The sequence below is a fragment of the Euzebya rosea genome (assembly GCF_003073135.1).
GTDB classification, from domain to species: Bacteria; Actinomycetota; Nitriliruptoria; order Euzebyales; family Euzebyaceae; genus Euzebya; species Euzebya rosea.
Genome location: NZ_PGDQ01000014.1, coordinates 1 through 24,897, shown reverse-complemented (window position 1 = coordinate 24,897; position 24,897 = coordinate 1). Strand labels below are relative to the sequence as shown.

General features: G+C 73.0%; 22 protein-coding genes. 9 read left to right on the top strand and 13 right to left on the bottom strand.

From position 1 onward, the window contains the following. The first annotated feature begins 9 nt into the window (after nt 1-9). Entirely contained in the window at nt 10-1,026 is a 1,017-nt protein-coding gene (locus CUC05_RS17785) for a hypothetical protein (RefSeq protein ID WP_108667478.1), read from the top strand. Between the two features lie 64 nt (nt 1,027-1,090). Here CUC05_RS17785 and CUC05_RS17780 read toward each other — a convergent pair whose 3' ends face one another. After that, entirely contained in the window at nt 1,091-2,329 is a 1,239-nt protein-coding gene (locus CUC05_RS17780; protein ID WP_170128051.1) for a phosphatase PAP2 family protein, read from the bottom strand. Between the two features lie 54 nt (nt 2,330-2,383). On the opposite strand from CUC05_RS17780, the gene CUC05_RS17775 reads away from it, so the two are divergent. From CUC05_RS17775 to CUC05_RS17760, 4 genes are all read left to right on the top strand, one after another. Then, the gene (locus tag CUC05_RS17775) at nt 2,384-3,517 is read left to right on the top strand and encodes a lysylphosphatidylglycerol synthase transmembrane domain-containing protein (protein WP_157965711.1); all 1,134 of its coding nucleotides are present in this window, start codon (nt 2,384-2,386) and stop codon (nt 3,515-3,517) included. Next, on the top strand, nt 3,514-5,247 hold the full coding sequence (locus tag CUC05_RS17770) for a hypothetical protein (RefSeq protein ID WP_108667475.1): 1,734 nt from the start codon (nt 3,514-3,516) through the stop codon (nt 5,245-5,247). The genes CUC05_RS17775 and CUC05_RS17770 overlap by 4 nt, the downstream gene beginning before the upstream one ends. Next, nucleotides 5,244-5,798: a hypothetical protein gene (locus CUC05_RS17765; protein WP_108667474.1), complete on the top strand. Its 555-nt coding sequence runs from the start codon at nt 5,244-5,246 to the stop codon at nt 5,796-5,798. The genes CUC05_RS17770 and CUC05_RS17765 overlap by 4 nt, the downstream gene beginning before the upstream one ends. Before the next feature lie 134 nt (nt 5,799-5,932). Then, nucleotides 5,933-6,646, top strand: a complete 714-nt coding sequence (locus CUC05_RS17760; RefSeq protein WP_108667473.1) for a hypothetical protein — start codon at nt 5,933-5,935, stop codon at nt 6,644-6,646. A gap of 108 nt (nt 6,647-6,754) precedes the next feature. Here the strand turns inward: CUC05_RS17760 and guaB are convergent, their stop codons facing one another. Next, a complete protein-coding gene (guaB, locus tag CUC05_RS17755) occupies nt 6,755-8,221 on the bottom strand; it encodes an IMP dehydrogenase (protein WP_338066389.1) in 1,467 nt (488 codons plus the stop codon). 115 nt (nt 8,222-8,336) lie between these two features. Beyond that, nucleotides 8,337-9,350 (bottom strand): GGDEF domain-containing protein, encoded by a 1,014-nt coding sequence (locus CUC05_RS17750; RefSeq protein WP_108667471.1) that lies wholly within the window; start codon nt 9,348-9,350, stop codon nt 8,337-8,339. 84 nt (nt 9,351-9,434) lie between these two features. Between CUC05_RS17750 and CUC05_RS17745 the strand changes: the two genes are divergently transcribed. The 3 genes from CUC05_RS17745 to CUC05_RS17735 all read left to right on the top strand — a co-directional run bounded on the left by CUC05_RS17745 (nt 9,435) and on the right by CUC05_RS17735 (nt 12,937). Beyond that, nucleotides 9,435-11,288, top strand: coding sequence for a serine/threonine protein kinase (locus CUC05_RS17745; protein WP_108667470.1), 1,854 nt, complete (start codon nt 9,435-9,437; stop codon nt 11,286-11,288). Nucleotides 11,289-11,595: 307 nt separating this feature from the next. Beyond that, nucleotides 11,596-12,354, top strand: coding sequence for a hypothetical protein (locus CUC05_RS17740; protein WP_157965710.1), 759 nt, complete (start codon nt 11,596-11,598; stop codon nt 12,352-12,354). A 25-nt stretch (nt 12,355-12,379) separates the two neighbouring features. Continuing rightward, nucleotides 12,380-12,937: a hypothetical protein gene (locus CUC05_RS17735; RefSeq protein ID WP_108667468.1), complete on the top strand. Its 558-nt coding sequence runs from the start codon at nt 12,380-12,382 to the stop codon at nt 12,935-12,937. 15 nt (nt 12,938-12,952) lie between these two features. Here CUC05_RS17735 and CUC05_RS17730 read toward each other — a convergent pair whose 3' ends face one another. From CUC05_RS17730 to CUC05_RS17685, 10 genes are read right to left on the bottom strand one after another with little or no spacing between them, the layout of a single operon-like run. After that, nucleotides 12,953-13,978 (bottom strand): NAD-dependent epimerase/dehydratase family protein, encoded by a 1,026-nt coding sequence (locus CUC05_RS17730; RefSeq protein WP_108667467.1) that lies wholly within the window; start codon nt 13,976-13,978, stop codon nt 12,953-12,955. Further along, complete coding sequence (locus CUC05_RS17725) at nt 13,975-14,361, bottom strand: hypothetical protein (protein WP_108667466.1); 387 nt, start codon at nt 14,359-14,361, stop codon at nt 13,975-13,977. Before CUC05_RS17725 ends, CUC05_RS17730 begins: the two co-directional genes overlap by 4 nt. Then, a complete protein-coding gene (locus CUC05_RS17720; protein WP_157965709.1) occupies nt 14,358-16,223 on the bottom strand; it encodes a hypothetical protein in 1,866 nt (621 codons plus the stop codon). Before CUC05_RS17720 ends, CUC05_RS17725 begins: the two co-directional genes overlap by 4 nt. Next, on the bottom strand, nt 16,201-18,567 hold the full coding sequence (locus CUC05_RS17715; protein ID WP_157965708.1) for a phosphotransferase: 2,367 nt from the start codon (nt 18,565-18,567) through the stop codon (nt 16,201-16,203). The genes CUC05_RS17720 and CUC05_RS17715 overlap by 23 nt, the downstream gene beginning before the upstream one ends. Continuing rightward, nucleotides 18,564-19,433 carry a glycoside hydrolase family 16 protein gene (locus tag CUC05_RS17710; protein ID WP_157965707.1) on the bottom strand — a complete coding sequence of 290 codons (870 nt, stop codon included), beginning with the start codon at nt 19,431-19,433 and terminating at the stop codon, nt 18,564-18,566. The genes CUC05_RS17715 and CUC05_RS17710 overlap by 4 nt, the downstream gene beginning before the upstream one ends. Beyond that, complete coding sequence (locus CUC05_RS17705; protein WP_108667462.1) at nt 19,426-20,511, bottom strand: GNAT family N-acetyltransferase; 1,086 nt, start codon at nt 20,509-20,511, stop codon at nt 19,426-19,428. Before CUC05_RS17705 ends, CUC05_RS17710 begins: the two co-directional genes overlap by 8 nt. Beyond that, nucleotides 20,508-21,305, bottom strand: coding sequence for a polysaccharide deacetylase family protein (locus tag CUC05_RS17700; protein WP_157965706.1), 798 nt, complete (start codon nt 21,303-21,305; stop codon nt 20,508-20,510). Before CUC05_RS17700 ends, CUC05_RS17705 begins: the two co-directional genes overlap by 4 nt. Beyond that, entirely contained in the window at nt 21,302-22,543 is a 1,242-nt protein-coding gene (locus CUC05_RS17695; RefSeq protein ID WP_108667461.1) for a glycosyltransferase family 2 protein, read from the bottom strand. Before CUC05_RS17695 ends, CUC05_RS17700 begins: the two co-directional genes overlap by 4 nt. Continuing rightward, complete coding sequence (locus tag CUC05_RS17690) at nt 22,540-23,502, bottom strand: glycosyltransferase family 2 protein (protein WP_157965705.1); 963 nt, start codon at nt 23,500-23,502, stop codon at nt 22,540-22,542. The genes CUC05_RS17695 and CUC05_RS17690 overlap by 4 nt, the downstream gene beginning before the upstream one ends. After that, nucleotides 23,499-24,299: a glycosyltransferase family 2 protein gene (locus tag CUC05_RS17685; protein WP_108667459.1), complete on the bottom strand. Its 801-nt coding sequence runs from the start codon at nt 24,297-24,299 to the stop codon at nt 23,499-23,501. Before CUC05_RS17685 ends, CUC05_RS17690 begins: the two co-directional genes overlap by 4 nt. 192 nt (nt 24,300-24,491) lie before the next feature. On the opposite strand from CUC05_RS17685, the gene CUC05_RS17680 reads away from it, so the two are divergent. Beyond that, on the top strand, nt 24,492-24,897 hold a 406-nt coding region (locus tag CUC05_RS17680; protein ID WP_170128050.1), incomplete at its 3' end, for an RNA polymerase sigma factor.

Below are 24,897 nucleotides of genomic sequence, written 5' to 3'. Positions count from 1 at the left end.
TGTCATCCGATGCCCGACCGCCCCATGTCACCGGAGACCACGTCCATCGTCGCGCTGCTCGAAGCGCGATCGCCGGTCATCCGCTACATCGGACAGTCGATGGCACCCCGACCGACGTTCGTCCGGCACGCTCGTGGGCACGCCAAGGACTTCCGACGGGTGGTGCTCCACGAGGCCGTCGAGGTCGGGGACGTCGCCAGCTACGTCGAGCAGGAGGAGATCGCCCACGCCATCCGTTCGGGGCACCCGCTGCTGAACGAGCTGGGGATCCCGGTCGACCTCGTCGTCCACGAGGCGGTCCGGTCCGCGCGTGACCGTGCGATCGAGGCGATCGCCGTCGGCGACGGCAGGCTCGGGGACCTGCCGGACCTGCTCGAGGCCGACCGGGCCATGTGCGCCGACCGGGCCGAGGCGCGCACGTCCGGGGTGCACCAGCCGCTGGCCCACCCGGCCTGGCGGCTGGACGTCCGGCCCCTGCGCACCGGGGTGGTCCCACCGGGGTTCGCCGAGGTCGTGGAGGACCCGCAGGCGGAGGCTCCGCTGCTGGACGCCGCCGCTGCGGGGGACCGGGCGGCGACGTTGCTGGAGCGCTTCGCCGTCGTGACGACCCCGGCGGGGCTGGAGGCCATCGCGGCCGGCCACGCCATGTGGGCGACGGGCCAGCGGGCCCGGCACAACCGCGACGCCACGGCCGCCCGGTTCGTGTTCGACGACGTCGGCGAGCTCCGCCTGCCACGCCGTGAGGTGGGGGTCATCCTCGACCGGCACGTCCCGGGCGCGACGGACCGGCTGGCCGCGGTCGAGGGCATGGAGCCGGGCCGCCGGGACTCCCTCGTCCTGCGCACCCGGGACCCCGAGGTGCTGGACGCGCTGGCCGTGGCGTTGATCGACATGGCCGTCGACGTCGACGCCTCGCCCGCCAAGCCCGTCAGGCAGCGGACGACCAGCCACGACACCCAGCAGGTCCTGCTGCGGGCTTCCCAAGCGCTCGTGCTGGCCGAGGAGCTCCGCCGGGCCACGGCCTGACCCCGCGTGTCGCCCGGTCGGCGCCGGCGGCCGGTGGTCCGACGCACCCGTGGGGTGTGTCGGCTCAGCGGCGCGAGGCGACGTCGTCCAGCAGCCGGTCGGCCTGTGTGCGGTCAGCCGCCAGCGTCGCGTCGCTCGCGAGCATCGCCGCGTCACCGAAGTCGACCAGCGTCACGCCGTGCCGGTGGGCCAGTACGTTGGCGCCGACGAGGTCCCCGTGGGACAGCCCGGCCGCGTGCAGCCGCTCGACCTGCCGCTGGAGTTCGGTGACGGTCGCGGGGTCGACGGCCTCGAGCCGGTCGATCGGGGTGCCGTCGACCCAACCGGTCAGCAGCACCGCGTGCTCGGGGTCCAGCGGGCCGGCGTAGCGCACCTCGGGAACGGCCACGCCGGCGGCGGCAGCGGCCAGCGTCCGGGTGGCCTCGAACTCGACCTGCAGGTTCGGTGAGGCGAAGCGCTGGGCGCCCCTGGGCACACCGCGGAGCCGTAGCCACCACCGGTACAGCAGGTCCCGGTCCTGCGGCCGGTCGCCGACGACCTTGGCGAACAGGTCCCCGTGGTCCGTGCCGGTCACCCGGTAGACCGCCGACGTGGCGGCGGGGACGTCCACGGGCTCGATGGCCGCGGCGGTGATGCCCAGCCCGGCCAGGCCCGTCCGGACGCGGTCGACCGACGGTCGTCCGGTCGGCGCACCCAGCACCAGCCGCACGGCCGCGGCGATGGCCCAGCCCATCCCGGCCCCACCCACGACGTCGAGGGGGAGGTGTGCGCCCACGAACATCCGGGACAGGCCGACCAGGGCGGCGATCGCGAACAGCCTTCCCCGCCACCGCCGGGGGACGTACAGGGTGGCGGCCGTCGCCAGGGCGAAGGCCACGCTGGTGTGGCCGCTCACGAAGCCGAAGCCGACCGGCTCGCCGCCGCGGAACGCCACCTCCTCCAGCAGGCCCCCCGGTCGCGGACGGCCGTAGGCGTCCTTCACGACCTTGGCCAGCGTCCAGGCGGTGGTCCCTGCGACCGCGGCCTCCAGCGCGAGTCCCCGGCGACGCGTGATCAGCGCCGCACCGACGACCAGCGGCACCGCGACCAGCGAACCGAGCTGCATCGGTCCCCACAGGACTGGGTACAGGTGGTCGGGCAGGCCGTTCACGAGGTCGAACGCGCCCGTTTCCACCCGACCGATCGAGTCGGGCCTGACCGGCAGGGAGGCGAGGACGAGCGTGGCCAACCCGAGCACCACCCGGACGACATCGGACCCGTGTCGTCGCCGGGCCTGCGTCATCGCACCTGATCGCGTGGTCATGGGACGCAACATGCCCCACTGCACGGCGTTCTCGAACACGCCCGGAGGCACCAGGTGAGCACCGAGGAGACGCGCCGGTCCGCCGCCGACGACCGAGCGACGGACGACGGCCCGCCCACGTGGCGGCGCTGGTTGTCCTTCGGGCTGGCAGCTGCCGTCGTCCTCGGTGTGTTCGTCGTCATCCTCCCCCAGGTCTCGGACATGGCGGAGGTGTGGGACACCATCCGTGGCCTCAGCGGGACCGCGATCGCCGTGCTGCTGGCCGCGACCGTCTGGAACCAGATCACCTACTGGCTGGTGGCCGTCGCGGCGCTGCCCGGCCTGACGCTGGGCAAGGCCGCGGTGATGAACCTGGCGTCCACCGCGGTGGCCAACACCGTCCCCGCCGGTGGTGGCGTCGGCGTGGGCCTGTCGGCGACGATCCTCGGGTCGTGGGGCTTCTCGGCGGCCGAGATCGGCCGGTACGTCGTGGTCACCGGGATCTGGAACAACTTCGTGAAGCTGGGCATGCCCGTCGTGGCGCTGGCTCTGCTGGCCTTCACCGGCGACGCCAACCAGCGACTGGTCCTGACCGCCGTGATGGGACTCGTCGTCCTGGCCGTCAGCATCGCCGGCCTGATCGGGCTGCTGCGCAGCGAGGGGGTGGCGCGCTGGATCGGCCGAACCGTCCAGTCGGCAGCCACCCGGGTCATGCGGCTGTTCTCCCGGACCCCGCCGACGCACCTCGCCGACCGGGCTGCGGCGTTCCGTGAGGACTCCCGCGAGCTGCTGTCGAACCGGTGGCACTGGTTGACCCTCGCCACCGTGGTGGGCCACACGTCGCTGTTCCTCGTCCTGCTCGCCACCCTCCGCGCCATCGGCATCGAGTCCGACGACCTGACCTGGATCGAGGCGCTGGCCGGGTTCTCCTTCGCCAGGCTGATCACCGCCGTGCCGATCACGCCGGGCGGGGTCGGGCTCATCGAGCTCGGCTACGTCGGGGTGTTCACCCAGTTCGGTGCGGACAAGAACGCCGTGGTCGCCGGCGTGCTGGTCTTCCGCATGATCAGCTACCTGCTGCCCATCCCGCTCGGGGGGCTGGCCTACCTGCTGTGGGCCCGCAACGACGACTGGGAGCGAGAGGACGAGGCGTCATCGCCGCCGTCCCCCGACCCACGGCCCTCGGCCCGGGCCACGGCAGACTCGTGAGCGCCCAGGAGCTGGCTGGCGCGGAGTCCAGCGCGGAGCGGCCGTCGCTGGACCGGGTCGACGATGGCGTCACCGACGAGGGCACCGGCCACTCGCCCCTGCGTCGCGGCGGACGTCGCCGCCGCCCGACCGGCGAACCCCCACCCCTGCCGCCCGAGCAGTGGTGGGCGGGGGTGCGCTGGGCGCTGGTCGTCGTGGTCGGCGTGACCTTCTCCCTGCTGTCGTTCGTCTACCTGCAGCCGGACTGGGTGCAGCGGGTGGACGTGCTGGCGGGCCGGTGGATGGTGGCCCAGCGGACCGACGCCGCCACCGCCGTGGCCCGGGTGCTGAACGGCCTGACCGACGAGGTGTTCGTGGCCGTGCTGCGCTGGGGCACCATCGCGGTGCTGCTGGCCGTGCGTCGGCTGCGTCACCTGGCGGTCTTCGTCGCCGCCCTGCTGCTGGTGGAGTGGGCCGCGCAGGCCATGAACTTCGCGATCCAACGGCCACGGCCGATGGTCGACATCGTGGCCGGTTGGGACGGGTTCTCCCACCCCTCGCGCCCCATGGCGGCGCTCATGGTCACCGTGCTGGGCTCCCTCCGGGTCCTCGCCCCGCACGGACCGATCCGTCGGTACGGCGCGTTGGCCGTCGGTGGGGTCGCGGTGCTGATCGGCTTGGCCCGGGTCGTCCTCGGCGTCGACCACATCAGCGATGTCGTGGTCGCCTGCGCGATCGCCGCCGGCGTCGTCTTCGCCCTCACCCGGCTCGTCGTGCCGCACTCACGGTTCCCGGTGGAGTACCGGCGGGGGCAACACGCGCACGTCACCCTCTCGCCGCGTCGCGTCGAGGCGATCCGGACGGGCATCGCCGACCAGCTCGGCCTGACGGTCAGCGGGGTGGACCTGCACGGCGAGGAGGGGTCCGCCGGATCCACGCCGCTGCGGCTCGAGGTCGACGGGCCCGACGGCCCACGGACCCTCTTCGCGAAGCTGTACACCCGTCAGCACCTGCGGTCCGACCGGCTCTACAAGCTCGTCCGGTTGCTGATGTACGGACGGCTGGAGAACGAGACGCCGTTCGCCAGCGTCCGGCAGCTCGTCCAGTACGAGGACCACCTGACCCGGGTGCTGCGCGATGCCGGCGTCGCGGTCCCTGCGCCCCACGGCATCGTGGAGATCACCCCCGAGCAGGAGTACCTGATCACCTTCTCCTTCACCGCCGGCCACGACTTCGACGTCGAGGAGGAGGTGTCCGACGAGCTCATCGACGCCTGCCTGTCCGTGGTCGACCAGCTGTGGACCGCGGGCATCGCCCACCGCGACATCAAGCCGGGCAACCTGCTGGTCGACGGGGACCGCGTCACCCTCATCGACGTGGCCTTCGCCCAGCTGCGACCGACCCCCTGGCGGCAGGCGGTCGACCTGGGCGCGATGGTGCTGATGCTCGGCCTGGCCGCAGGTCCCGATCGGGTCCACCGCCGGGCGCTCCGCCTGTTCGAGCCGGAGGAGATCGCCGAGGCGCTCGCGGCCACGGACGGGTTCGCGATCCCCTCCCAGCTCCGTGGCCTCCTGGACGACGACGGGTGGGCCGTCCGGGACCGGCTGCGCGAGCTCGCCCCGGACCGCGAGCCGATCCGCATCCACCGGTGGGACCGTCGCCGGATCGTGGCTGCGGTCGCCACGGTCGCCGTCGTCCTCGCCGCCGCGCTGGGAACGTGGGTCGCGTTCGACACGGTGGGGCTGCTGTGAGCGGCCCCGCCGGACGGATGGTCGCGGTCGTCCTCGCGGCCCTGGCCGTCGGCGGCTGCGGGCAGGACCTGCCCTCGGCAACCGCCATGTGCGCCGACACCAACGCGCTGGTGCTGATCGCACAGGCCGTCCCCGACGCCGAGTCGATCCCGTGCTTCCCCGAGATGCCCTACGGCTACCGCACGACGACGTTCGACGTCGAGTCGGGCCACGCCGAGATCGCCCTCAGCCACGCCGTGGTCGGCCTCGACGCTGCTGTGCTGTCCATCGGCGACACCTGTGTGCTGGACGAGGAGGAGGCCCCGGTGTCCACGCCGGAGCGCGGGCATCTGGAGCAGCATCTCGAACGAACCGACAGCGGCGGCATCGGCGGTTGGATCACCCAGGGCCTCGGCGACGCCTGCCTGGTGATCACCCTCGACCTGGACCACGCCCAAGGGGATCGGGCGCTGGATGACCTCGACGAGTCGTGGACCCTCCTCTCCCGGGAGGACCTGTCCGCAACGCTCCACGCGGAGACCGACGGCCTGCTGGGCCTCGACCCCTCCTGAACTCGGAATCCGGGGACTCGGCTGAAGTCAATACCCGCCCACCGGTAGGGCCCGGGAGAGGTGAACGCCGTCCATTCGGCGAATGACCCTGCCCTGACCGAGGACCGATCCCGGTCCCTTCCCAAGGAGCGTCCATGCGAGTTGCCATCGGCGTCGTTGCCCTCGTCCTGATCGCAGCCATCGGGCTGCCGGCCGGCGCAGTCGAGCCCACTCCCCACCTGACCGACCCTGCCGGTGACGCCAACGCCATCAACGGCCAGGGCTTCGTGACCGGCGGTGCCGCGCAGGGCACGTCGACCCCCGTCGGCTACGCCCCCGCCGACCTGTTGAGCGTCCGCTACGCCACCAGCTACAAGGCCCTGCCCGTCGGCGGTGACGGTCTGACCTACGTGCAGCAGGGCCTCGAGGCCCACATCACCACGGCCGCCCCGGCCACCAGCGCCGGCCCGACCCTCATCTACCGCCTGAACGTCGAGGTGGGTACCTGCGGCGGCTTCGTGCAGTACTACCTGAACGGGCCGGCCAGCGCCCCCACCGACGGGTCGACGCTGGAGTTCCGCCAGTTCGCCAGCCGTGGATGCGCGGCCGACGCCACGATCCGGCCGTCCGGCTGGTACGCCTCGGTCACCGGCAACACCCTCGTGTTCCACATGCCGCTGAGCGGCCTGTCCGGGGCCGACAGGACCAACTTCTCCGCTGGCCGTGCCGTGGTGACGACGGCCGCCGAGGTCCGCACGCAGATCGGCGTGCTGACGGCCCCGGCCATCGACCTCACGGGCGCCGGGACGACCTTCGTGATCGGGTCGGACCGCCCGGTGGACGTCCCCTGCACGGTGGGCTGCCCGTAGGACCACCCCTCCAGCTGCTTCCGCCACACGACGGCCGGCCCCTCATCGGGCCGGCTGTTGTCGTCTCGTCGGTGCCGCGCGCCGGTGGTGCGACACACCTCGGGTGGGTCAGCGCTCGCCGGGCTGGTAGTTGGGGGCCTCGTGGACGACGTCGAGGTCGTGCACGTGGCTCTCGCGGGATCCGGCGGCCGTCTGGCGGACGAAGCGCGCCTTCTCGGCGAGCTCGGCCAGGTTCTGCGCACCGACGTAACCCATGCCGGACCGGAGCCCACCGATCAGCTGGCTGGTGACGTCGGCGACGGGGCCGCGGTAGGGCAGCAGGCCCGACACCCCTTCCGGGACCATCTTCTCGGGCTTGCTGCCGGAGTCCTGGAAGTACCGGTCGGCCGACCCGGCGCGCATGGCGTCCAGCGAACCCATGCCGCGGTACTCCTTGTAGCGACGGCCGCCCGCGAGGACCAGCTCGCCGGGGGACTCGTCGGTGCCGGCCAGCAGGTTGCCGACCATGATCGCGGTCGCGCCGGCGGCCAGCGCCTTGACCATGTCGCCGGAGAAGCGGATGCCGCCGTCGGCGACGGTGGACACGTCCAGGTCGGCTGCTGCCTCGGCGGCCTCCATCACGGCCGTCAGCTGGGGCACACCGACGCCGGTGACGATGCGGGTGGTGCAGATCGAGCCGGGGCCGACCCCGACCTTGACGACATCGGCGCCGTGGTCGACGCAGGCACGGACGGCGTCGGCGGTGGCGACGTTGCCGACCATCAGCGCGGTCTCGGGGTGGCTGGCCTTGACCTTGGCGGCGAACTCCAGGATCCCGGTGGAGTGGCCGTGGGCGGAGTCGATCGCCAGCAGGTCGACACCGGCGTCGACCAGCGCGGCGGCCCGGTCGAGCATGCCGTCCCCGACCCCGATCGCGGCGGCCGACAGCAGCCGACCCTTCAGGTCCTTGGCGGAGTTGGGGTACGCCCGGATCTTCTCGATGTCCTTGAACGTGAACATGCCGACCAGCCGGCCGTCCTCGTCGACGATGGGCAGCTTCTCCACCCGATGGGTCTGCATCAGCTTGCGGGCCGTCTCGAGGTCCGTGCCGACGGCCGCGGTCACGAGGCCTTCGGAGGTCATGTAGGTGGAGACCGGCTTGGCCGGGTCAGCGTCGTCGCGCAGGTCCCGGTTGGTCACCACGCCGAGCAGTCGGCCGTCGGGACCCACGACGGGGAAACCCGAGATGCGATACCGACGCATCAGCTCGTGGGAGCGGGACACCGGGTCGTCGGGGCCGAGGGTCACGGGGCCGGAGATGAAGCCGGACTCCGACCGCTTGACGCGCTCGACCATGGAGGCCTGCTCCTCCACGGTGCAGTTCTTGTGGATGACGCCGATGCCGCCCTGTCGGGCAACGGCCACCGCCATCTCCCCCTCGGTGACCTTGTCCATCGCCGCCGACAGCAGCGGGACGCGCAGCGGCACACCCGGCGCCAGCTCGACCGCCACGTCGACGTCGCGCGGGAGGACCGAGGAGGGTCCGGGGAGGAGGAGCACGTCGTCGTAGGCGAGCGCCTGGGGGATGTCAGCCACCACTGTCGGATCCTTGCTTGGGGGAGGAGCGGAGCGCCCATGGTCCCACTCGACCCCGGAACGCGCACGTGCGCGACCGGACGGGACCGGCCCGGACGGCGCGGGGCCACGCAGTTCAGCAGGCGTCGGGGACACGGTGGTCATCGGCGGGCGCGACCTCGACGCGGTTCCTGCCCGCGGCCTTGGCCCGGTACAACGCCGCGTCGGCCCGGCCCATCCAGCTGAGGACGTCGTCATCGGGACGCAGTCGGGCGACACCGACCGAGGCCGTGACGGCGGACGTGGCCGCGATCGCGACGCGAACCCGCTCGGCGACATCCACGGCGTCCACGGCGTCGGGACCACGGAGGAGCAGCACGAACTCCTCACCGCCCCACCGACCCACCGACGACCAGTCGGTGACGACATCGGGCAGCGCCCCGGCCACCAGGCGAAGGGCCTCGTCGCCGGCCGCATGGCCGGAGGCGTCGTTGAGCGCCTTGAACCGGTCGAGGTCGACCATCAGCAGGCACGACGGCCCCTCGTCGGAGCCCCTGCCGATCTGCTCCTCCAGCTGCAGCATCACCGCACGGCGGTTGGCCAGGCCGGTGAGCTGGTCGGTGTGGGCGATGCCCCACGCCTCGTCGGCCGAGCGGGCGTGCCGTTCGAGGACGCTGAGCAACGTCCAGAACATCGCGACGAAGGCGCTGAGCGCGACGAACCCACCGGGGGCCGTCGGCAGGATGGATCGTCCACCGGCCGCCAGGCAGAGCAGGACCGTCGCCGCCCCCCACGGCAGCCGTTGGCGGCGTGGCGCCAGCAGCAGGGCAAGGGGCAACATCAAGGCGATCGCGGCGATGACGACCAGGGCTGCGCGTTCGACCGAGGCGTCGCCGAGGAACCACACCCGGGTGACCGCCATCCCGAGGCCGAGCCAGAACATGATCCGTTCGGCCGGTGACTGGTCCAGCACGCCGAGGTGCACGGCCGCACCGAGGCTGGCAACCGCCGCCGCGCGTGCCGGCAGGGTGGCGCGGAGGACGGGATGGAGGTCGTCGAACCAGGTGAGGGCGATCATGGCAGCGGCGACGTGGACGATCCCCAGGAACGCCCGACGCCCGAACCGGGACGGGGTCAGTGGGGTCGCCATCCCGTTCACATCGGCGGTGGTGCCGTGTGGGTGAGCGAAATCGGGATGGACCGCCCGGACGCCGTGGGATAGAAACCGGAGCAGTTGCGTGATCCATCGACTCCTGCATCCGAGCCGACGCCCGTCGACCTCGGCATCCCCGACCTCGGACCGGGGAGGCTGATCGGCGAGGGCGACCGGGGGGCGGTCCACAGGGCGACCATGCCGACCGGCCACGACGTTGCCGTGCGCGTGGTGTCGCCCTTCGGCGGCGACCCTGCAGAGCTCGACGGCCTCCGCAGGACCGCGGGGCTGCTGACCACGCGAGCCCACCCGCACGTATCGGCGGTCTGGGCAGCCGGTGTGACCGACGCGGGCGCTGGCTACCTGGTGGAGGAGATCCGGGCCGGCGGCAGCCTGCGCACCAAGCTGGAGGAAGGACCGCTCGACGTGGCGGCCACGCTGGCCCTCGGTGTGCGCCTGGCGGCGGGCATGGCCGCGGTCCACGCCTGCGGGTCACTCATCGGCTGGGTCGCACCGGACAGCGTCCGGACGGATGCGTGGGGCCAGCCGACGTGGTGCGGTGTGGGGGTCGACCTGCTGCTGCGGGACGGGGACAGCCGTCGCGTGCCCAGCATGTACGCAGCCCCCGAGTGGTTCGAGGGAGGGGGTCCCACGGTGGCAACGGAGGTCTACGGACTCGGGGCCGTGCTGGCCCATGCGCTGCGCGGGCGGGCACTCGCCGACATCGGGCAGGACGAGGAGTCGATCGTGCAGCTGATGACGCGCGTGAGGACCGGTGACGTGCCGGACCTCGCCACGGAGGGGTTCCCGCAGCCCGTCGCCGCGCTGATCCGCACGCTGACCGCGCTCGATCCGGCGGACCGGCCGGACCCCACCGACGCCGGTGCGATGATCCGTGCGGTCCAGGCGCAGCTCGGACAGCCCGTCACCGAGGTCGGATCGTGGTCCCCACCCCCGCAGGCTGTGGCGGTCGGGGGGAAGGGCCCGGACCGCGAACGTCTCTCGGTCCCGCCGTCGCCCTCCCCCCAGCCGGCCCCACATGCGCCCGCCCCGCGGCCGATCCCGCGTCCGTCCGTTGCGGGGTGGCTGGTGACCGACGGAGGGGACCACTGGCCGGTCGCCCGCGAGGTCAGGATCGGGACCGACACGACCGTGCGTCCGATGGGCACGGGCGTCGTGCTGGAGAACCGCGACGAGGGCACCCTCCTCGCGTCGGACGGGCAACCTCCGCACCGGGTCGCCTGCCCCTCGGCCACGTTCCTGCAGGAGGGTGACGCCGTCCACATCGGTGGGCAACGCCTGCGGTGGCGCGCCTTCGTGGAGGCCCCCCTGCACGTGCCGGCGCCTTCGCATGCACTGACGGCGGCGGCCGCGTGCACCGGCCTCTACACCGAGCCGTACGTCGGTGCCCTCCTGGCCGCGGCGAAGCGGTGCCGGACGGCGGTGGTTGCGGTCGACGTCGGGCTGCGTAGCGCGGCGGACCTGGCCCCGGTCCCGTGGGTGGCCAGCGGGGACCGGGTCGGGCTGGACCTCCCGGTCGGACGGGCGCGGGTCGTGACGGCCGGGCCCGACGGGGTGGCCGTGCCGCTCGAGGGCCGACGGGTGGTGGCGTGGGATCGTGTCCGGGAGCTCAGGTACAGCGTCTGGGGGGCCAACCAGCAGGAGTTCGCCATCGTGCACGCGGACGGACGGATCAGCTGGTCACCGCCCCTGGGGTGGCCCTCCACCGGGTCCGGCTTCCTGAAGGCCGTGGCCGGGATCTGGCGCGCCGCCGCACCCGAGGTCTGGCGGCAGGCACGGGCGGCCCACACCGCGGACCTCCGGCAGCGGCACGGACTCCCCGACACGGGACCTGCTGACGACGCCGAGCACGACGAGCTGCGTCGTCGCATCCTCCCACCGCGGGTGGGCGGGGACTCCCACCTGGTGACCTGACGTCCAGCCCTCGCGAGGAGACCACATGACCAGCCACCATGACCAACGCGAGGCCCAGCAGCTGCACGAACGAGCGGCTCCTGCGTCCGTGCCGACGCCAGTCGACGTCCCGGTGGCCCCACCCCCGCGAAGCCTCGGAGGCGGTCCGGTGGGTTGGCTGGTCAGTGACCGAGGAGAGATCCTGCCGCTCCACGGGCTCACTTGGCTCGGCAGCGCCCCATCCGAGGCGGGAGCGCAGGAGCGCCGTCACCGTGTCGAGGGGCTCCACCCAACACACGCGTGCCTGCTTCCAGTCGGGACCGGCCTCGTGGTCAAGGAGCACCGGCTTCCCGCCGCCATCGTGTCGAACGGCCAGCCACCCCGGATGCTGGACGGACAGTCCCTGACTGGCCTGGACGACGGGGACATCCTTCACCTCGGGCCGGTGCGGCTGCGCTGGACAGCCCAGGCGACCATGCCGGACGAACAGATTCCCCCGCCGGAGGACGAGCTGACCGTTGTCGCTGCTGCGTCCGGTCTGTACCGCCAGCCGTTCGTCAGCGCGCTGTTGGTCGCCGCCCCGCGTACACGCGGCCCCGTCGCCGCGGTGGACGTCGGCCTTCGGGATGTGACCGATGACGCGCCGGCGGAGTGGGAACTGCGAGCGGCCTCCATCGTCCAGGACCTTTCCGTCGAGCGGGCCAGCGTGGTCGTGGTCGGCCCCCGCGGTGTGTCCGTACCGCTGGAGCACAGGCGCCCGGTGCCCTGGGAACGTGTCCGCCGGCTCCGGTACGGGACAGGGGACGTCAACCAGCAGTTCGAGATCCTCAGCGACTCCGGGCGGATCGAGTGGGCAGCGCTCGGGGGAGGGCCAACCATGGGAACCGCGCTTCTCGGTGCGGCGGCGACGGCGTGGCGGGCAGCTGCCCCCGACGTCTGGCAGCAGGCGCGGGCGGCCCACACCGCGGACCTCCGGCAGCGGCACGGCCTCCCCGACGCTGGGCCTGCTGACGACGCCACGCACGAGGCGCTGCTCTGGCGGACGCGTCCCCCGCTGGTGCGTGGTGACTTCCACATGGTGACCTGACGTCCAGCCTGAGCGAGGAGACCACATGACCGACCGCTACGACGGACGCGAGGCCCCGCCGCCCGTGCCGATCGACGTGCCACCGATCGTGGGCGCCAACCCGTGGGGCGCTCCCCCGGGCTGGCGGATCGAGCACGGCCTGCCGCTGGTCGAACGTCGCGACTACCTCCCCTGGACGGTTGTCCGCGGCGACGTCCCGCCGGAGGTGGTGTACCCGGGCACGGCCGAGACCGCGACCGAGGTCCTGCTCGTGGACGGTCCGTTCATGGGCCGACCGGTCCGCTTCGGTGCACGCTTCGACGACGCCGGCGTGCTGGTCGGGCTGGAGTGCCACCGCTTGGCGCACTGGGCGTGGCCGGACGTCCCGGCGGTCGGGCTGTCGCCACAGGTCCGCGCGCACCTGGCCGCCGCGCTGGGTTCGCCGACCACCCATCGAACCGACCGGCAGCAACCAGCCGACGAGTACGACGTGGGATGGCTCCACGCGCGCCACGAGATCCGGTACAGCCCATCCAGCCGCGATGCCATGGACGACTCCTGGGACGAGGCGCTGGTGATCACCGTCCGAGGTGGCGCGTCCTGACGTCGAGCCCGGGGGTCAGGACACGCGGTCCATGCTGGGAAGGTCCCGGCCCTCGGCAACGCCCTCGAGCGCGATCCGCGCTGCCATCCTCCCGCGCGTCCACGCGACTGTCCGCTGGAGTCCTTCCTCCAGGGACACGGACGCCACGTCGGGCACGAGGGCACGAAGGCGGTCGACGGCGGCTCGGCTGTGGCGGATGTCGCCGGCCCGCTCGGGGCCGTGGTGGACGACGAGGGGATGCCCCACGACGCGGCAGACGGCATCGACCAGCTGGTCCAGCGAGGTCGGCACACCCGACGCGACGTTCACCCCTGTCCGGCTGGTGAGCCCGCGGCGCAGGGCGGTCGAGATGACGTCGGTCACGGTGTCGACGAAGACGAAGTCGCGGGTCTGCCCACCGTCACCGTTGACCACGAGCGGCCGTCCGTCGAGGGCCGCCTCGAGGAAGGCAGGGATCACGGCCGCGTAGGCGTGGCCGGCCGGCTGGTGCGGCCCGTAGACGTTGAAGAAGCGCAACGGCAGCACCGGGAGTCCGTAGCTGCGCCCGTACGACAGGGCGTACCCCTCCGCGGCCAGCTTGCTGGCGGCGTAGGGGCTGAGCGGATCCGACGGCAGCCCCTCGTGCTTCTGCTCCGCCGGGTGCTCGCCGTACACCGCAGAGGACGAGGCCAGCACCACCGGGACGTTGCCGGCGACGCGCGCCGCGTCCAGCACCCGCAGGGTCCCGGTCGCGTTGACCTCGTGGCAGAGGAGGGGGTCGGCGACCGACGCCGCGACCGACGCCATCGCCGCGAGGTGCACGATCCCGTCGCACCCGTCCGCCGCGGACCGAAGTGCGGTCCAGTCCAGGATCGAGGCGTCGATGTCGGTCACGGGCAGGCCGCGGAGGGTGTCGTGGTCCCCCGCGGAGCGATCGTCGATCACCCGGACCCAGTCGACGTCGTCCTGGGCCAGCAACCGACGGACGAGGTTGGCGCCGATGAAGCCGGCACCACCCGTGACGAGGATGCGGCGTGGTCGTTGCAGCGTGGAGCGGGTCATCCCGACACCTTTCGTGTGCGCGGGAGCAGGCCGGCCGTCGCCACGACGGCCGTCACCCCCACGAGGATCTGGAGTGCGCGTGGTCCCGACCACGGGCCGATCAGCAGGACCGCCGTGCTGACGACGACCGAAACGGCCACCGACACCACGACGACGACGCCCGCGCCCAGCCGGCGCACGTCCTGCCCGACGAGGGCCAGCCCCGGCCCCAACGCCACGAACATCAGGACCACCGCCCCCCGGACGGCCACGGGCATGGGGACGACGGTCACCACCAGCGCGAGGGCCGACAGCGCCAGGGCACCGACACGCCCCCGACGCACCCGGCCGGTCGCACCTGCGAGGCCGGTCGACGTGGTGAGGGTGGCGGGCGAGTCGGTCATCGCGCGCCCGCCCCGCCGTCGCCCGCGACCGCCGTATGGTCGGCGGCACGGCCCCACACCACACCCGCCGCGTTGCGGGCGACCTCCACGAACCGGGGGTCGGCCGCGAGCGCCGCGTCCATGGCGTTGATGCTCCCGGGCGGCAGTGACCCCGACGCCTCGGTGGCCGCGACCATGCTGCGGGTCAGCAGCAGGTAGGTGGCGGTGTAGGCCTCGTTGTCCAGCCATTCACCGAGGACCTCCGCCGGATCGGCGAGCACCCGACGGCGACCGTCGACGGGTTCGCGGTCGATGGGGACGTAGGTGAAGGCCTCGTACCGCAGCGACTGCGTCGGGTAGTTGCGCGACCCCTCGACCAGCAACGAGCCGGGTGGCGCGGTGGCGTACAGGTCCTGCACCAGCTCGACCTCGTCGGTGCCGAAGGCGTACTGCCGTTCGTTGCCGAGGTGGGCCAGCAGGAACAGCGGCAGCAGCACGGCGCTGGCGATCGCCACGAGGGCCGCGCCGCCGCGTCGCGACCGATCGGCCACCAGCAGCGTGGCGGCGAGGAAGGCCAGGGCGGGAAGGGCGAACAGCACCACACGGAACAGGACCTCGCCGCCGTAGCTGCTCAGCCCCACCAGCAGCACGGGCAACCCGGCCAGCACCGCCATCAGGCCGTGGGTGCGGCCGCGACGCCACTCCCGCAGCAGTCCGGTCAACGCCACCCCGATCACCAGCAGCGTGAGCACCCGGGCCGAGCCGGCCACCACCGCCTGGCCGCTGCTGACGGCAGCCAGGTCCACCACGGTCCCGTCCAGGTTGCTGCCGACCGACCCGACGGTGGCCAGCTCGTCGGCGTTGTCCACCAGCAGGGGTGCCGCGAACGCCACGGCCCACGCCGCACCCACACCGACGACGACGGTCGCCAGCCATGGGGTCCCGGCCCAGGCGCCGACGACCAGCACCGTGCAGGTCAGGGCCAGCATCACCGGGGTCAGCTGATGGCTGCAGGCGATCGCGATCGCGAGGACGTAGACCTCCCGTGGCACGACCCCCAGCCGCTTGCGCACCGAGGCCGGGCCCAGGCGACGCACCCCACGCCCCACCCGTGACAGCGCCCTGCTGCTGGCGGCACCGAGGCGGCCCAGCACAGGGGTGGTCCGGTTCGGCAGCCGCAGCGAGACGGGACGCCGCGCCCCGGTCAGGCAGACCAGCACCACGACCGCGGTCAGGTACATGACGAAGGCCATCGCCTGCGGGCTGAAGTAGTCCTGCCCGACCCACGAGCCGAGGACGTAGGTCCAGCAGGCCACGGGCCCCACCCGTCGGTCGGAGGTGCAGACGGCGAACAGGACCGACAGCAACCAGACGACCAGCAGGTTCACCGCCAGGGGCCACCACCGGCCCATCGACGCCGGGTCCATCCCGGTGGTCTCCGCGATCATCGCGCCCAGGGCGAAGAAGCCGGGCCAGCCGTGATAGGCCCCCAACGTGTCGATCGAGGGGTCGACAACACCGTTGCGGGTGATGAAGTCGATGACCCCGACGTGCTTCCACGCCCACGGATACCGCATCGTCCCGTACACCAGCGTCGGTGTGGCGTGCAGCACGGCGACCAACGCCACGACGTGTGCCTGCAGGACCCCCGGCACGACCACGGGCATCGCCAGCGCACGGACGAAGCCGGCGACGAGGAAGCCCAGGCCGACCAGGCACGTCACCGGCAGGACGCTGACGAACCCCAGGTCGGACATCTCCTGCCAGCGGATGCCGCCGAGGACCCCGACGCCCCACAGGGCCACCCCACCGATGAGCAGGGCCAGCGCGTCGAGCCGTTCGCGACGGCCGACGGCCGGTTCAGCGGAGGACGAGATCAACATTGAGCGCGAACCAGCGGGTGCCCGGCTGGTATCGGGGGGACGTGGGGATCGTTGCCGTGACCAGGCCCAGCCAGCCGAGGAACACGGCGTCCTCGAGGGTCGGCAGGCCGGCGGTGGGGTCGGTCGCCCCGGCTCCCGCGGCGGTGAGGATCGCCTGCTCCCACGGCTCCAGGCCGCCGCCGGCCCGAAGCCCGACGACATGTGGGCCGAGCTGGCCACCGTGCGTGGCCAGCCGGCTGCTGAGCACGAGGGTCGAGAGGTCGACGAGCGGGTTGCCGAGGGCGGACGCCTCCCAGTCGACCAGTCCGACCGGCGCGTGGGGGCCCGCTGTGCGGCCCTCCCACCACGCCGAGCCGGGCCGGAGCTCGCCCAGCCGCGCCGGATCGATCACCACGTTGCCCAGCCAGGCGTCGCCGTGGACGACCGCGTGGTCGATGGCCGCGAACGCCAGCCGGGCCGTGAGCGGGTCGAGGACCTCCCGGAGCCGCTCGAGCGCGGCCACACGACCCGACCCGGAGAGCGCCTCGACCAGCGGGCGGCTGGTCTCCTCCACCCATCGCTGCCGTGTGGCGGGCGTCGTGGGGGACGTGGTGTCCCGGTGCAGGTGCTGCAGCGTCCGAGCGGCGATCTCCGTGGCCTCGCGGCGCGACAGGCCGTTGCCGACGAGGTGGTCCGCGCGGACGCCGGCCAGCCGCGTCTCGACGCTGGCGGCGAACGGCTCGGTGGTCAGGTCGATCAGGGTGGGGCGCCCGACCAGGCCGTCCAGCCGCCGCGTGGTGCGCCTGCGCAGGGCGTCGCCGGCAGCGAGGATCGCCGCGGTCCCGTGCGGTGTCGACGCGGTTCGCACGACGAGCCGGTCCCCGGACCCCGGGTCGGTCACGGCGCTGATCGCCACCTCGCCCCCACCGGGCAGGGCCTCGAGGTCCAGTGGACGTCCCCGGAGCGCAGGGAAGGTCGACAGCGGGTCGGGGGCCGGTCCGGGCCCTCCCCCGACGACACGCATCCCGCGCAGGTGCAGCCACAGGCTGGTGAGGATCGCTCGGATGGGGGATTCGCGGAGTGTGTCGTTCAGGGCGAGGGCTGCCAGGAGGCTCAGGCCGAGCCACAGCCAGCCGACGCCGGTGATCCCTGCCCGTTCCACGGCCGGCCCGGCGCCGCCCAGCACACCCACCGACACCCCGGCCGAGACCAGCAGCAGCCGCCGGTACCGTCCGGTGGCGCGCAGCACGGCCATCCCGGTGGTCACCACCAGCCCGGGGAGGGTGGCCACCACCAGCAGGCGAAGGAGGGTCGTGCCGGCGGCGCGGTACTCCGGCCCGAACAGCGACAGCAACAGCGGCGCGGCGACCACGCCGACGACCGCCGCCGGCACCAGGACCACGGCCCCGCGACGGAGGGATCGCAGCGCCAGGCGGGTGGCGTCGTGCGGCGCGGCGGCGGCCTCGGTCAGCAACGACATACCGAGACCCCGTCCCAGGAGGTACGGCACGTACGCCGTCGACCAGGTCAGCGAGAAGTAGGCGGTGCCGGCCGGGCCCACGTGGGCGAGGAGCAGCACCGGCAGCAGTCCCTGCGACGCGGTGTACAGCAGCGAGGCAACGTGGTCGACGGTCAGGAACCGTCCGACACCCCCGAGCGTCAGGTCCTCGGGCGCCGTATCGGGCCCGGGAGACGACGGCGGGAGCGATCGGGCGACGCCGGCCCAGACCGTGGCGACGACGAGCGGCAACGCCGCGATCCACGCCCAGAAGACGGCCAGCGCCGCGGTCACGGGCAGCACCAGGAGCACGACGAGCTTGGCGACGGCGTAGCCGAGGTTGGAGGCCAGCAGCACGGAGCTGCGCCGCAACCCGGCCAGGACGCCGTCCTGCACGACGAACAGGGTCCAGCAGGCAGCCACGGCCGGGAACCACCACCACGCGCTGGTGCCCTCCAGTGCGGGCACGAGGTCCGGTGCCCACCACGACAGGCCCAGCAGGAACATCGCACCCGCCAGCCATCCAGCGAGCGCTGCGGTCGTCCCGCCGGTGCGCAGGAACCATCGTGCCCGGCCACCGGCCACGGGCAGGTACCGGTTGAACCCGTTGACCAACCCGAGCTGGGCGATGTTGCCCAGCAGCGCGAGCACGGCGACCAGCGCGGCGCCGATCCCGACCGTCGCGGCGTCGAACCGTCGGGCGGCGACGGTCCAGAAGGCCACGCCGAGGACCGAGGTGGCGAGGGAGGACAGGCCGATGACGTACCCGTGGCGCGCCAGCGGATCCTCGACGAGGGCGCGCACCGTCGCCGCCGTGCGGGCCCGTGTGCCGCCCGACCGGGTCGTGGCCTCCTCGACCTGTGTCACGAGCCGCACCGGGGACGGATCACGACCTCGTCGATGTCGAAGGACGTCGGGAACGAGGTGTCCGGGCCGGGCGGGCCCGGCCACTCGCCGCCGACAGCGAGGTTCACCAGCAGGTACATCGGTTCGTGGGGGATCGCGTCGGGTTCGGTGACCTCCCAGACCGTCCGGCCGTCGAGCAGGAACTCCAGCCGGTCGGGTGCCCACCGCAGGCCGTAGGTGTGGAAGTCCTCGGCGAGGTCCTCGACGTCCACGTCCTGGCCCAGCGACTGGCGCTCCCCGTCGCCGTCGACGTAGTGCACGTGCATGCGCAGGATGTCGGTGGAGTCGCCGAGCACCTCCATCAGGTCGATCTCGGGCCGGGACTCCGTCGTGGCGGGCAGCATCCAGATGGCCGGCCACAGGCCGCTGCCGGCGGGGACCCGCGCGCGGACCTCGACCTCGCCGTAGGTGAACGCCAACCGCGGTTCGCCGTCGTGCGTCGGCGGTCCGGTCGTGATCATCCCCGACCGGTGGCTCCAGCGGGTGCCGTCGTCGGTGGTGTGGGGCCGGTCGTCGGCCACCAGCCGAACCACGCCGTCGGCGACCTGGACCTGGTCGGGCAGGTACCACTGCAGCTCGGCGTTGCCGAGGTTGGTGCAGCCATCGTCGTCCCACCAGTAGCAGCGGGTCCACCGCGCATCGTCCAGCTCGGTCCCGTCGAACCGGTCGACGACCGACGGGCCACCGGGGTCGCGTCGACGGTAGAACTCCAGGCTCTCGCAGGCCCCGCTGGCCACGCCGGAGAGGACCATCGCCACGGCGAGCAGCGCCACCACCAGCACGACCAGGCGCCGTGGGCCGACCCATCCTCGGAGGCCCTCAGGCACGGGCACCTGCCTCGGAGACGGCACCGTCCGGCGCGGGCGTCCGCACCAGGACTGCCCTGGCGGTTCCACGTGCGACGGTCTCCCAGCGGGTGAACGGCAGGCGCTCCAGCCGGTAGGACGCGTAGGGCACGGGGACGGCGCCGAACCGTTGCTTGTACGACTCCAGCCCGCTCCCGGGGGCGCTGTCACCCATGTGGTAGTGCGCGCAGCCCGCCTCGGCGGCGGCCCGGATGGCCGTGGCCTGCAGCAGGTGCGTGGCGCCCGTCTGGCCGACGGCGTCGATGTCCATGGCACCACGTGTGTAGTGGGCGTTGCCCCCCTGCAGCACGAGCGCGCCGCTGATCGGATGGCCGTCGAGGAGGGCCAGGTAGAGCCGGAAGGACGGCCCGATCGCGTCGCGGAGGCGCCGCAGCCGCCGGCGGGGATCCCGGATGCGCTTGCGGAGGTGGGCGACTGCCGGGATCTCGCCGTCGCGGCGGGCCCAGCGGGTGACGGACATGGCGAGCAGCTGGAGGAAGGCGTCGATGTCCCCGTCGGTCCTCGAGCAGCGAACCTCGATCCCCTCGCGCTGTGCGCGTCGGACCAGCCGACGGGTGCTCTTGCTGAAGCCCTCGTCCTGCACCCGGTCCCATCCTCCTCGCAGGTCCAGCACCCCGGCGGAGGCCGGACGGACGACGGGTGCCCCCCGGCCGGCGTCATGCCACACGGCGGCGTCCAGCGGGTTGGGTCGCAGGTGAACCTGTGCGGGACCCCGGCGGCGGAGATCGTCCAGCACGGCGGCGACGTGGGACGGCCGCAGCGGCTGGTCGGCGATCAGGCCACCGAACCCCCACGCGCCCGGCTGCGAGGCCAGCCGTGCGGCGGACCCGACCCCGATCCGGACACCCGGCAGGACGGCGCGGGTGCCGTCGGCGAACGTGTAGAGGCGGCTCCCGTCCGCAGCGCCCCACGACCGGGCGGCGGCACGGCTGGCCGCCGGCGTCTGGGACACGAGGGTGTGTGGGTCCGTGGCGGCGACGGCCGACCACTCCGCCGGGGGCGCCGGCGCCACGACCTCCCGCAGCCGGATGCCGGTCATCCGACACCTGCCAGCTGGCGTTGTTGCCGGCCGACCGTCCCTCGCCGGACCGCACGCCAGGCCCGGCGTGCCACGGGGGCCATCAGCGGGTCACGGGTGCTGCAGGCGTGAAGGTGGCGGAGCAGGTCGTCGGGCTCCATGTCGCCCCTGACCTCGACGCGGGCGATGGCGAACGGGTCGTCGTCGTGGCCGTGGAGGCGGTCCGCGACGGCCAGTCCTGTGCGGTAGCCGAGGGCTGCCGCGGCGTGCCTGACGGCCCTGGTGGAGTAGCCGTGGGGATAGGCCACGGTCGTGACCGGACGCCCGAGGATGGCCTCGAGGGTCGCCCGGCCGGTGGCCAGCTCGTCCCGGGCCCGACCGACGTCGAGCAGGTCCATCATGGCGTGGGTGTGCCCGTGTGCCCCGACCTCGACGTGGTCCGGCAGGGCGGCGATGTCAGCGGCAGACATCATGGCCACATCGCCTGCGCCCTGCGGCGCCAGCCACTCGGCGCGGCCGCCGAGGTAGCCCGTCGTGACCAGCACGGTGCTCGGGACGTCCAGCAGCTCCAGCACGGGGAGGGCCTCGTGGGCGAAGTCGGCGAAGCCGTCGTCGACGGTGACCGCGTAGGGCCGTCTGGGCAGCGGCGCACCGTCCCGAGCGGCCACGACCTGCCGCAGCGACACGGGCGTGTACCCCTCCTCCACGAGCGCCACGAGGTGGGCCGCCAGCCGCCACGGGGTCGTCCGCCAGCGCGACAGGCCCTCGGGTCCGGTCGGGGCGATGCTGTGCAGCATCAGGATCGGGATGCTCACCGGTCGTCCTCCGCCGAGCCGGTCAGTCCGACGCCGACGTGCGGTCGGATCCGCTCCGCTCGGCGTCGTCCGGCCATGTAGGCCCACGGCCCGGACAGCAGTCCGACCAGGTGGACCATGCTGTGGCCCCGCCGACGTCCTGCTCCCGGTGCGACCCTCGCCGACTGGCTGACCAGGCGGGCCATGCCCGCCGGGATGGCGCGGCGCAGGATCGTTGCCCCGTCGGGGTCCTCCAGGGCGCATCGGACGAGGTAGGCACCCAGGCCGCGGCCGTACCCCTTGGCCTGGCGAGCCAGGGCCCGCGGATCGTCGGGATGGTGGTGGCGGACGACGGCTGCGGGCTGGTAGACGATGGCCATGCCCCGGACGAGCAGGTCGTGCATCACCGCGAGGTCGTCCCCTCCGGCGCTCGGGCTGCCGGCGCCCAGTGCGAGGTCGAAGCCGCCGAGCTCCTGCAGGGCGTCGCGTCGGATGGCGATGTTGGCGCCGGAGCCGCACTCGCCGACCAGCAGCGGGAACAGCCGGTCCGACGGTCGGTCGCGGTCCAGGTCGAAGCGTCGTTCGCTGAACCCCTTCCCGAGGCCGTTGCCCTCGGCCCGCGCCTGGGTCACGGTGTCCAGCCGGGCCGGGTAGATCAGGCCGGTGACCGCGCCGGCGTCGGGGTTGCGCTCGAAGGTGTCGACCAGGGCGGACAACCAGTCGGGGTCGACCTCGACGTCGTCGTCGGTGATGGCGACGATCGAGGTGTCGACCAGCCCGAGCCCCGCGTTGTGTGCGGTGGACAGGCCGGCCAGCGGCTCGCGCACCCACGTCACGTCCAGGCCGTCTCGACACGCCTCCCGCACGACGCGCTGGGTGTCCTCCCCCGTGACGGCGTTGTCGACCACGAGCACGGTGAAGGGTCGGTAGCGAAGGCGGGACAGGGACGCGAGGCATCGCCTGAGGGAGTCCGGTCGGTCCCGGGTGGCGATCAGCACGGTGACGAGCGGACCTCGGTCCGCGAACGACGTCGCATGGCCCGAGGGCATCTCGATCCCGGCGATCGCCTCGGTGATCTCGACGCGGTCGACGACGCCGCCGGGTGCGTCGACCACGGCGACACCGACGGGTCGGCCACGGTCCCGCAGCAACATCTGGACCCGTTCGTAGGGATGGCCATCGGGGGTGGTCCCTGTGGCGATCCGGGCGGGTGGATCTGCGACGTCGACGTCGACGAGCTGCACCGGCCTGAAGGTCATGCGATCGCCTCCTCGTGTCGCGGCAGCCGGTCCTGCCTGGCGAGGCGCTGGTGTTCGGTGGCGTAGCCCGCCGCTGCGGCGAGCACCCCCGCGACGATGGCGGCGGCCTGGGCCGGCCCGCCGTTGCGCAACCCGGCGGGCGTGCCCAGACACCGTCCGAGTGCTGCGGGCAGCGTGGCCCGGAGGTGGGCACGTTCGCTGGACAGGGCATCGTCGGGCCCCTGGGTGGACGCCACGCGTGCCTTGGACCGCCCCTCACCGTGGCAGCGGCGCAGGTAGTAGCGCATCCGCGCGCGGTCGCCGTCGACGTGGTGCCGGACCTGGATCGTCGGGTCGAACAGCACCGAGTCGGGTCCGAGGAGTCGCCTCAGCCTGATGCAGAGCTCGGTCTCCTCCGCCCCGAGGGCATCCGCGGCGCCCCGGCCGACCCCGGTGTCGAACCCGCCCAGCGCGGCCAGTGCGCTGGCCCGGAACGCCATCGAGCAGCCGATGACGTTGCGTACCCTGGCCGGGGTGGTGGGGGAACCCTCGTGGGTGCAGCCCACGACCCAGTCGAACGTGGGGTGGAACCAGCGTGGCCGCTCCCCGGGCCACTGCGGTACCGCACGCCCTCCGACCGCCTGCACGGTCGGGTCGGCGAACGCGGCGCCGATCCGCTGCAGCCAGGCGGGGTCGGCCTCGGCGTCGTCGTCGAGGAACGCCACGATGTCGTGTCGTGCCACTGCGAGCCCCGTGTTGCGGGCCGCGGACAGTCCTGCCGGATCGTCGGCAGCCACGATGTCGAGGGCCGGCCACGCCAACCGGGCGTAGGTCATCAACGCCTCGTTGTGGTCGATGACCAGGACGACCTGATCAGGCGGTCGGGTCTGGGCGTCGAGGGAGCGGAGGGCCTGGCCCAGCACGCCGATGCGCTCGGTCGTGTGGGCGCACACCACGACGGTGGCAGACGGCGTCCTCACGACGCCGCCGACAGCGTGACGTCGTCGAGCACGATGACCCTGTCGGGCTCCGTCGCGACGGTTGCAGGCGGGACGGGCATGTCCAGCCGCCACTCCCGCACGATCGTCCGCAGGACCCGGAACCCGTCCCGGAAGGTCCGCAGGTTGCTGCGGCCGTGGACCCTGGGCGACTCGAACGACGCCACCTCGGTGATGCGATGGTGTGCCTTGACCGCGCGAAGCGCCATCAGCGTCTCGATCTCGAACCCGTCGCAGTCCAGCGCCAGCTGGTGCACACGGTCACGCCAGAAGGCGTTGTAGCCGTAGCACAGGTCGCTGAACCGGACGCCGAACAGCGCGCGGGCCAGCAGCTTGAGCCCGTGGTTGCCGGTGCTGCGGTACCACTCCATGTCGGTCGTCCCGCCGCCCTGGACGAACCGCGTGCCCTTGGCGAAGTCCGCGCCCGACAGCAGCGCCCCCACGAACGCCGGGATCTCCGCAGGGTCAGCGGACCCGTCGGCGTCGAGGGTGACGACCACCTCGCCGGTCGAGGCGGTGATCCCCGCTATGAGCGCCTGCCCCTTGCCGTTCCGCGGCTGCTCGATCACTCGCAGTGATGGCAGGAGTACCCGTGCGACGTCCACGGTGCCGTCCGTCGACTCCCCGTCGACGAGGATGACCTCGTGGACCCAGTCGGGGATCCGCGGCAGCACGTACGGCAGGTTGGCGGCCTCGTTCACCGTGGGCACGACGACCGAGATCGTCGGCCACTCGCCGGGATGCGGGGACTGCGCGTCTGGGGGGCGTGGCTGGAACATCCGACGTCCTGTCCGTCATGCTGACCGTCGCCGCGGGCGGGACAGTCCACGAGGTTGCGGTTCTGTAGAGGAGTGCGTCGGGCGGTCACGACAGGTACATAACTTCTTGCAACGTGCAATCGCTTCAGCGTAGTGTCACTGACTGTGAGTGGAGCGATGGGGGCCGAGGGGGCCCGGCCCACACCGGACCGGGTGCACGGCAGTTCGCTCCTGGACCGATGCCGCGCCGGCGACCAGGCGGCATGGGAACGGCTGCTGAACCGGTACGAACGCCTGGTGTTCTCGATCCCGCTCAACTACGGCCTGGACCGTGAGCGGGCAGCCGACGTCATGCAGTCGACGTTCACCGAGCTGCTCGCCAACCTCGACACCGTCCGGGACGGCGACCGGCTGGGCGCGTGGCTCGCCACCGTGGCTCGACGGCTCACCTGGCGCGCGATCGAACGGACCGTGCGAGACCAGCAGGCGGCCGAGCTGGCCGACCGCCTGGAACCCCTCGGCGACTTCATCGACGCCTGGAACCAGCGCAACTGGGTCGTCGAGGCCGTGCTCGCCCTGGATGGACCCTGCCGTGACCTGCTCGAGGCGATGTACCTGG

Coding starts and splice junctions, on each gene's coding strand:
- CUC05_RS17785 (WP_108667478.1), top strand. CDS start 10: ATGCCCGACCGCCCCATGTCACCGGAGACCACGTCCATCGTCGCGCTG.
- CUC05_RS17725 (WP_108667466.1), bottom strand. CDS start 14,361: ATGACCGACTCGCCCGCCACCCTCACCACGTCGACCGGCCTCGCAGGT.
- CUC05_RS17685 (WP_108667459.1), bottom strand. CDS start 24,299: ATGTTCCAGCCACGCCCCCCAGACGCGCAGTCCCCGCATCCCGGCGAG.
- CUC05_RS17750 (WP_108667471.1), bottom strand. CDS start 9,350: ATGGCGACCCCACTGACCCCGTCCCGGTTCGGGCGTCGGGCGTTCCTG.
- CUC05_RS17735 (WP_108667468.1), top strand. CDS start 12,380: ATGACCGACCGCTACGACGGACGCGAGGCCCCGCCGCCCGTGCCGATC.
- CUC05_RS17730 (WP_108667467.1), bottom strand. CDS start 13,978: ATGACCCGCTCCACGCTGCAACGACCACGCCGCATCCTCGTCACGGGT.
- CUC05_RS17760 (WP_108667473.1), top strand. CDS start 5,933: ATGCGAGTTGCCATCGGCGTCGTTGCCCTCGTCCTGATCGCAGCCATC.
- CUC05_RS17780 (WP_170128051.1), bottom strand. CDS start 2,329: ATGACCACGCGATCAGGTGCGATGACGCAGGCCCGGCGACGACACGGG.
- CUC05_RS17720 (WP_157965709.1), bottom strand. CDS start 16,223: ATGTTGATCTCGTCCTCCGCTGAACCGGCCGTCGGCCGTCGCGAACGG.
- CUC05_RS17705 (WP_108667462.1), bottom strand. CDS start 20,511: ATGACCGGCATCCGGCTGCGGGAGGTCGTGGCGCCGGCGCCCCCGGCG.
- CUC05_RS17695 (WP_108667461.1), bottom strand. CDS start 22,543: ATGACCTTCAGGCCGGTGCAGCTCGTCGACGTCGACGTCGCAGATCCA.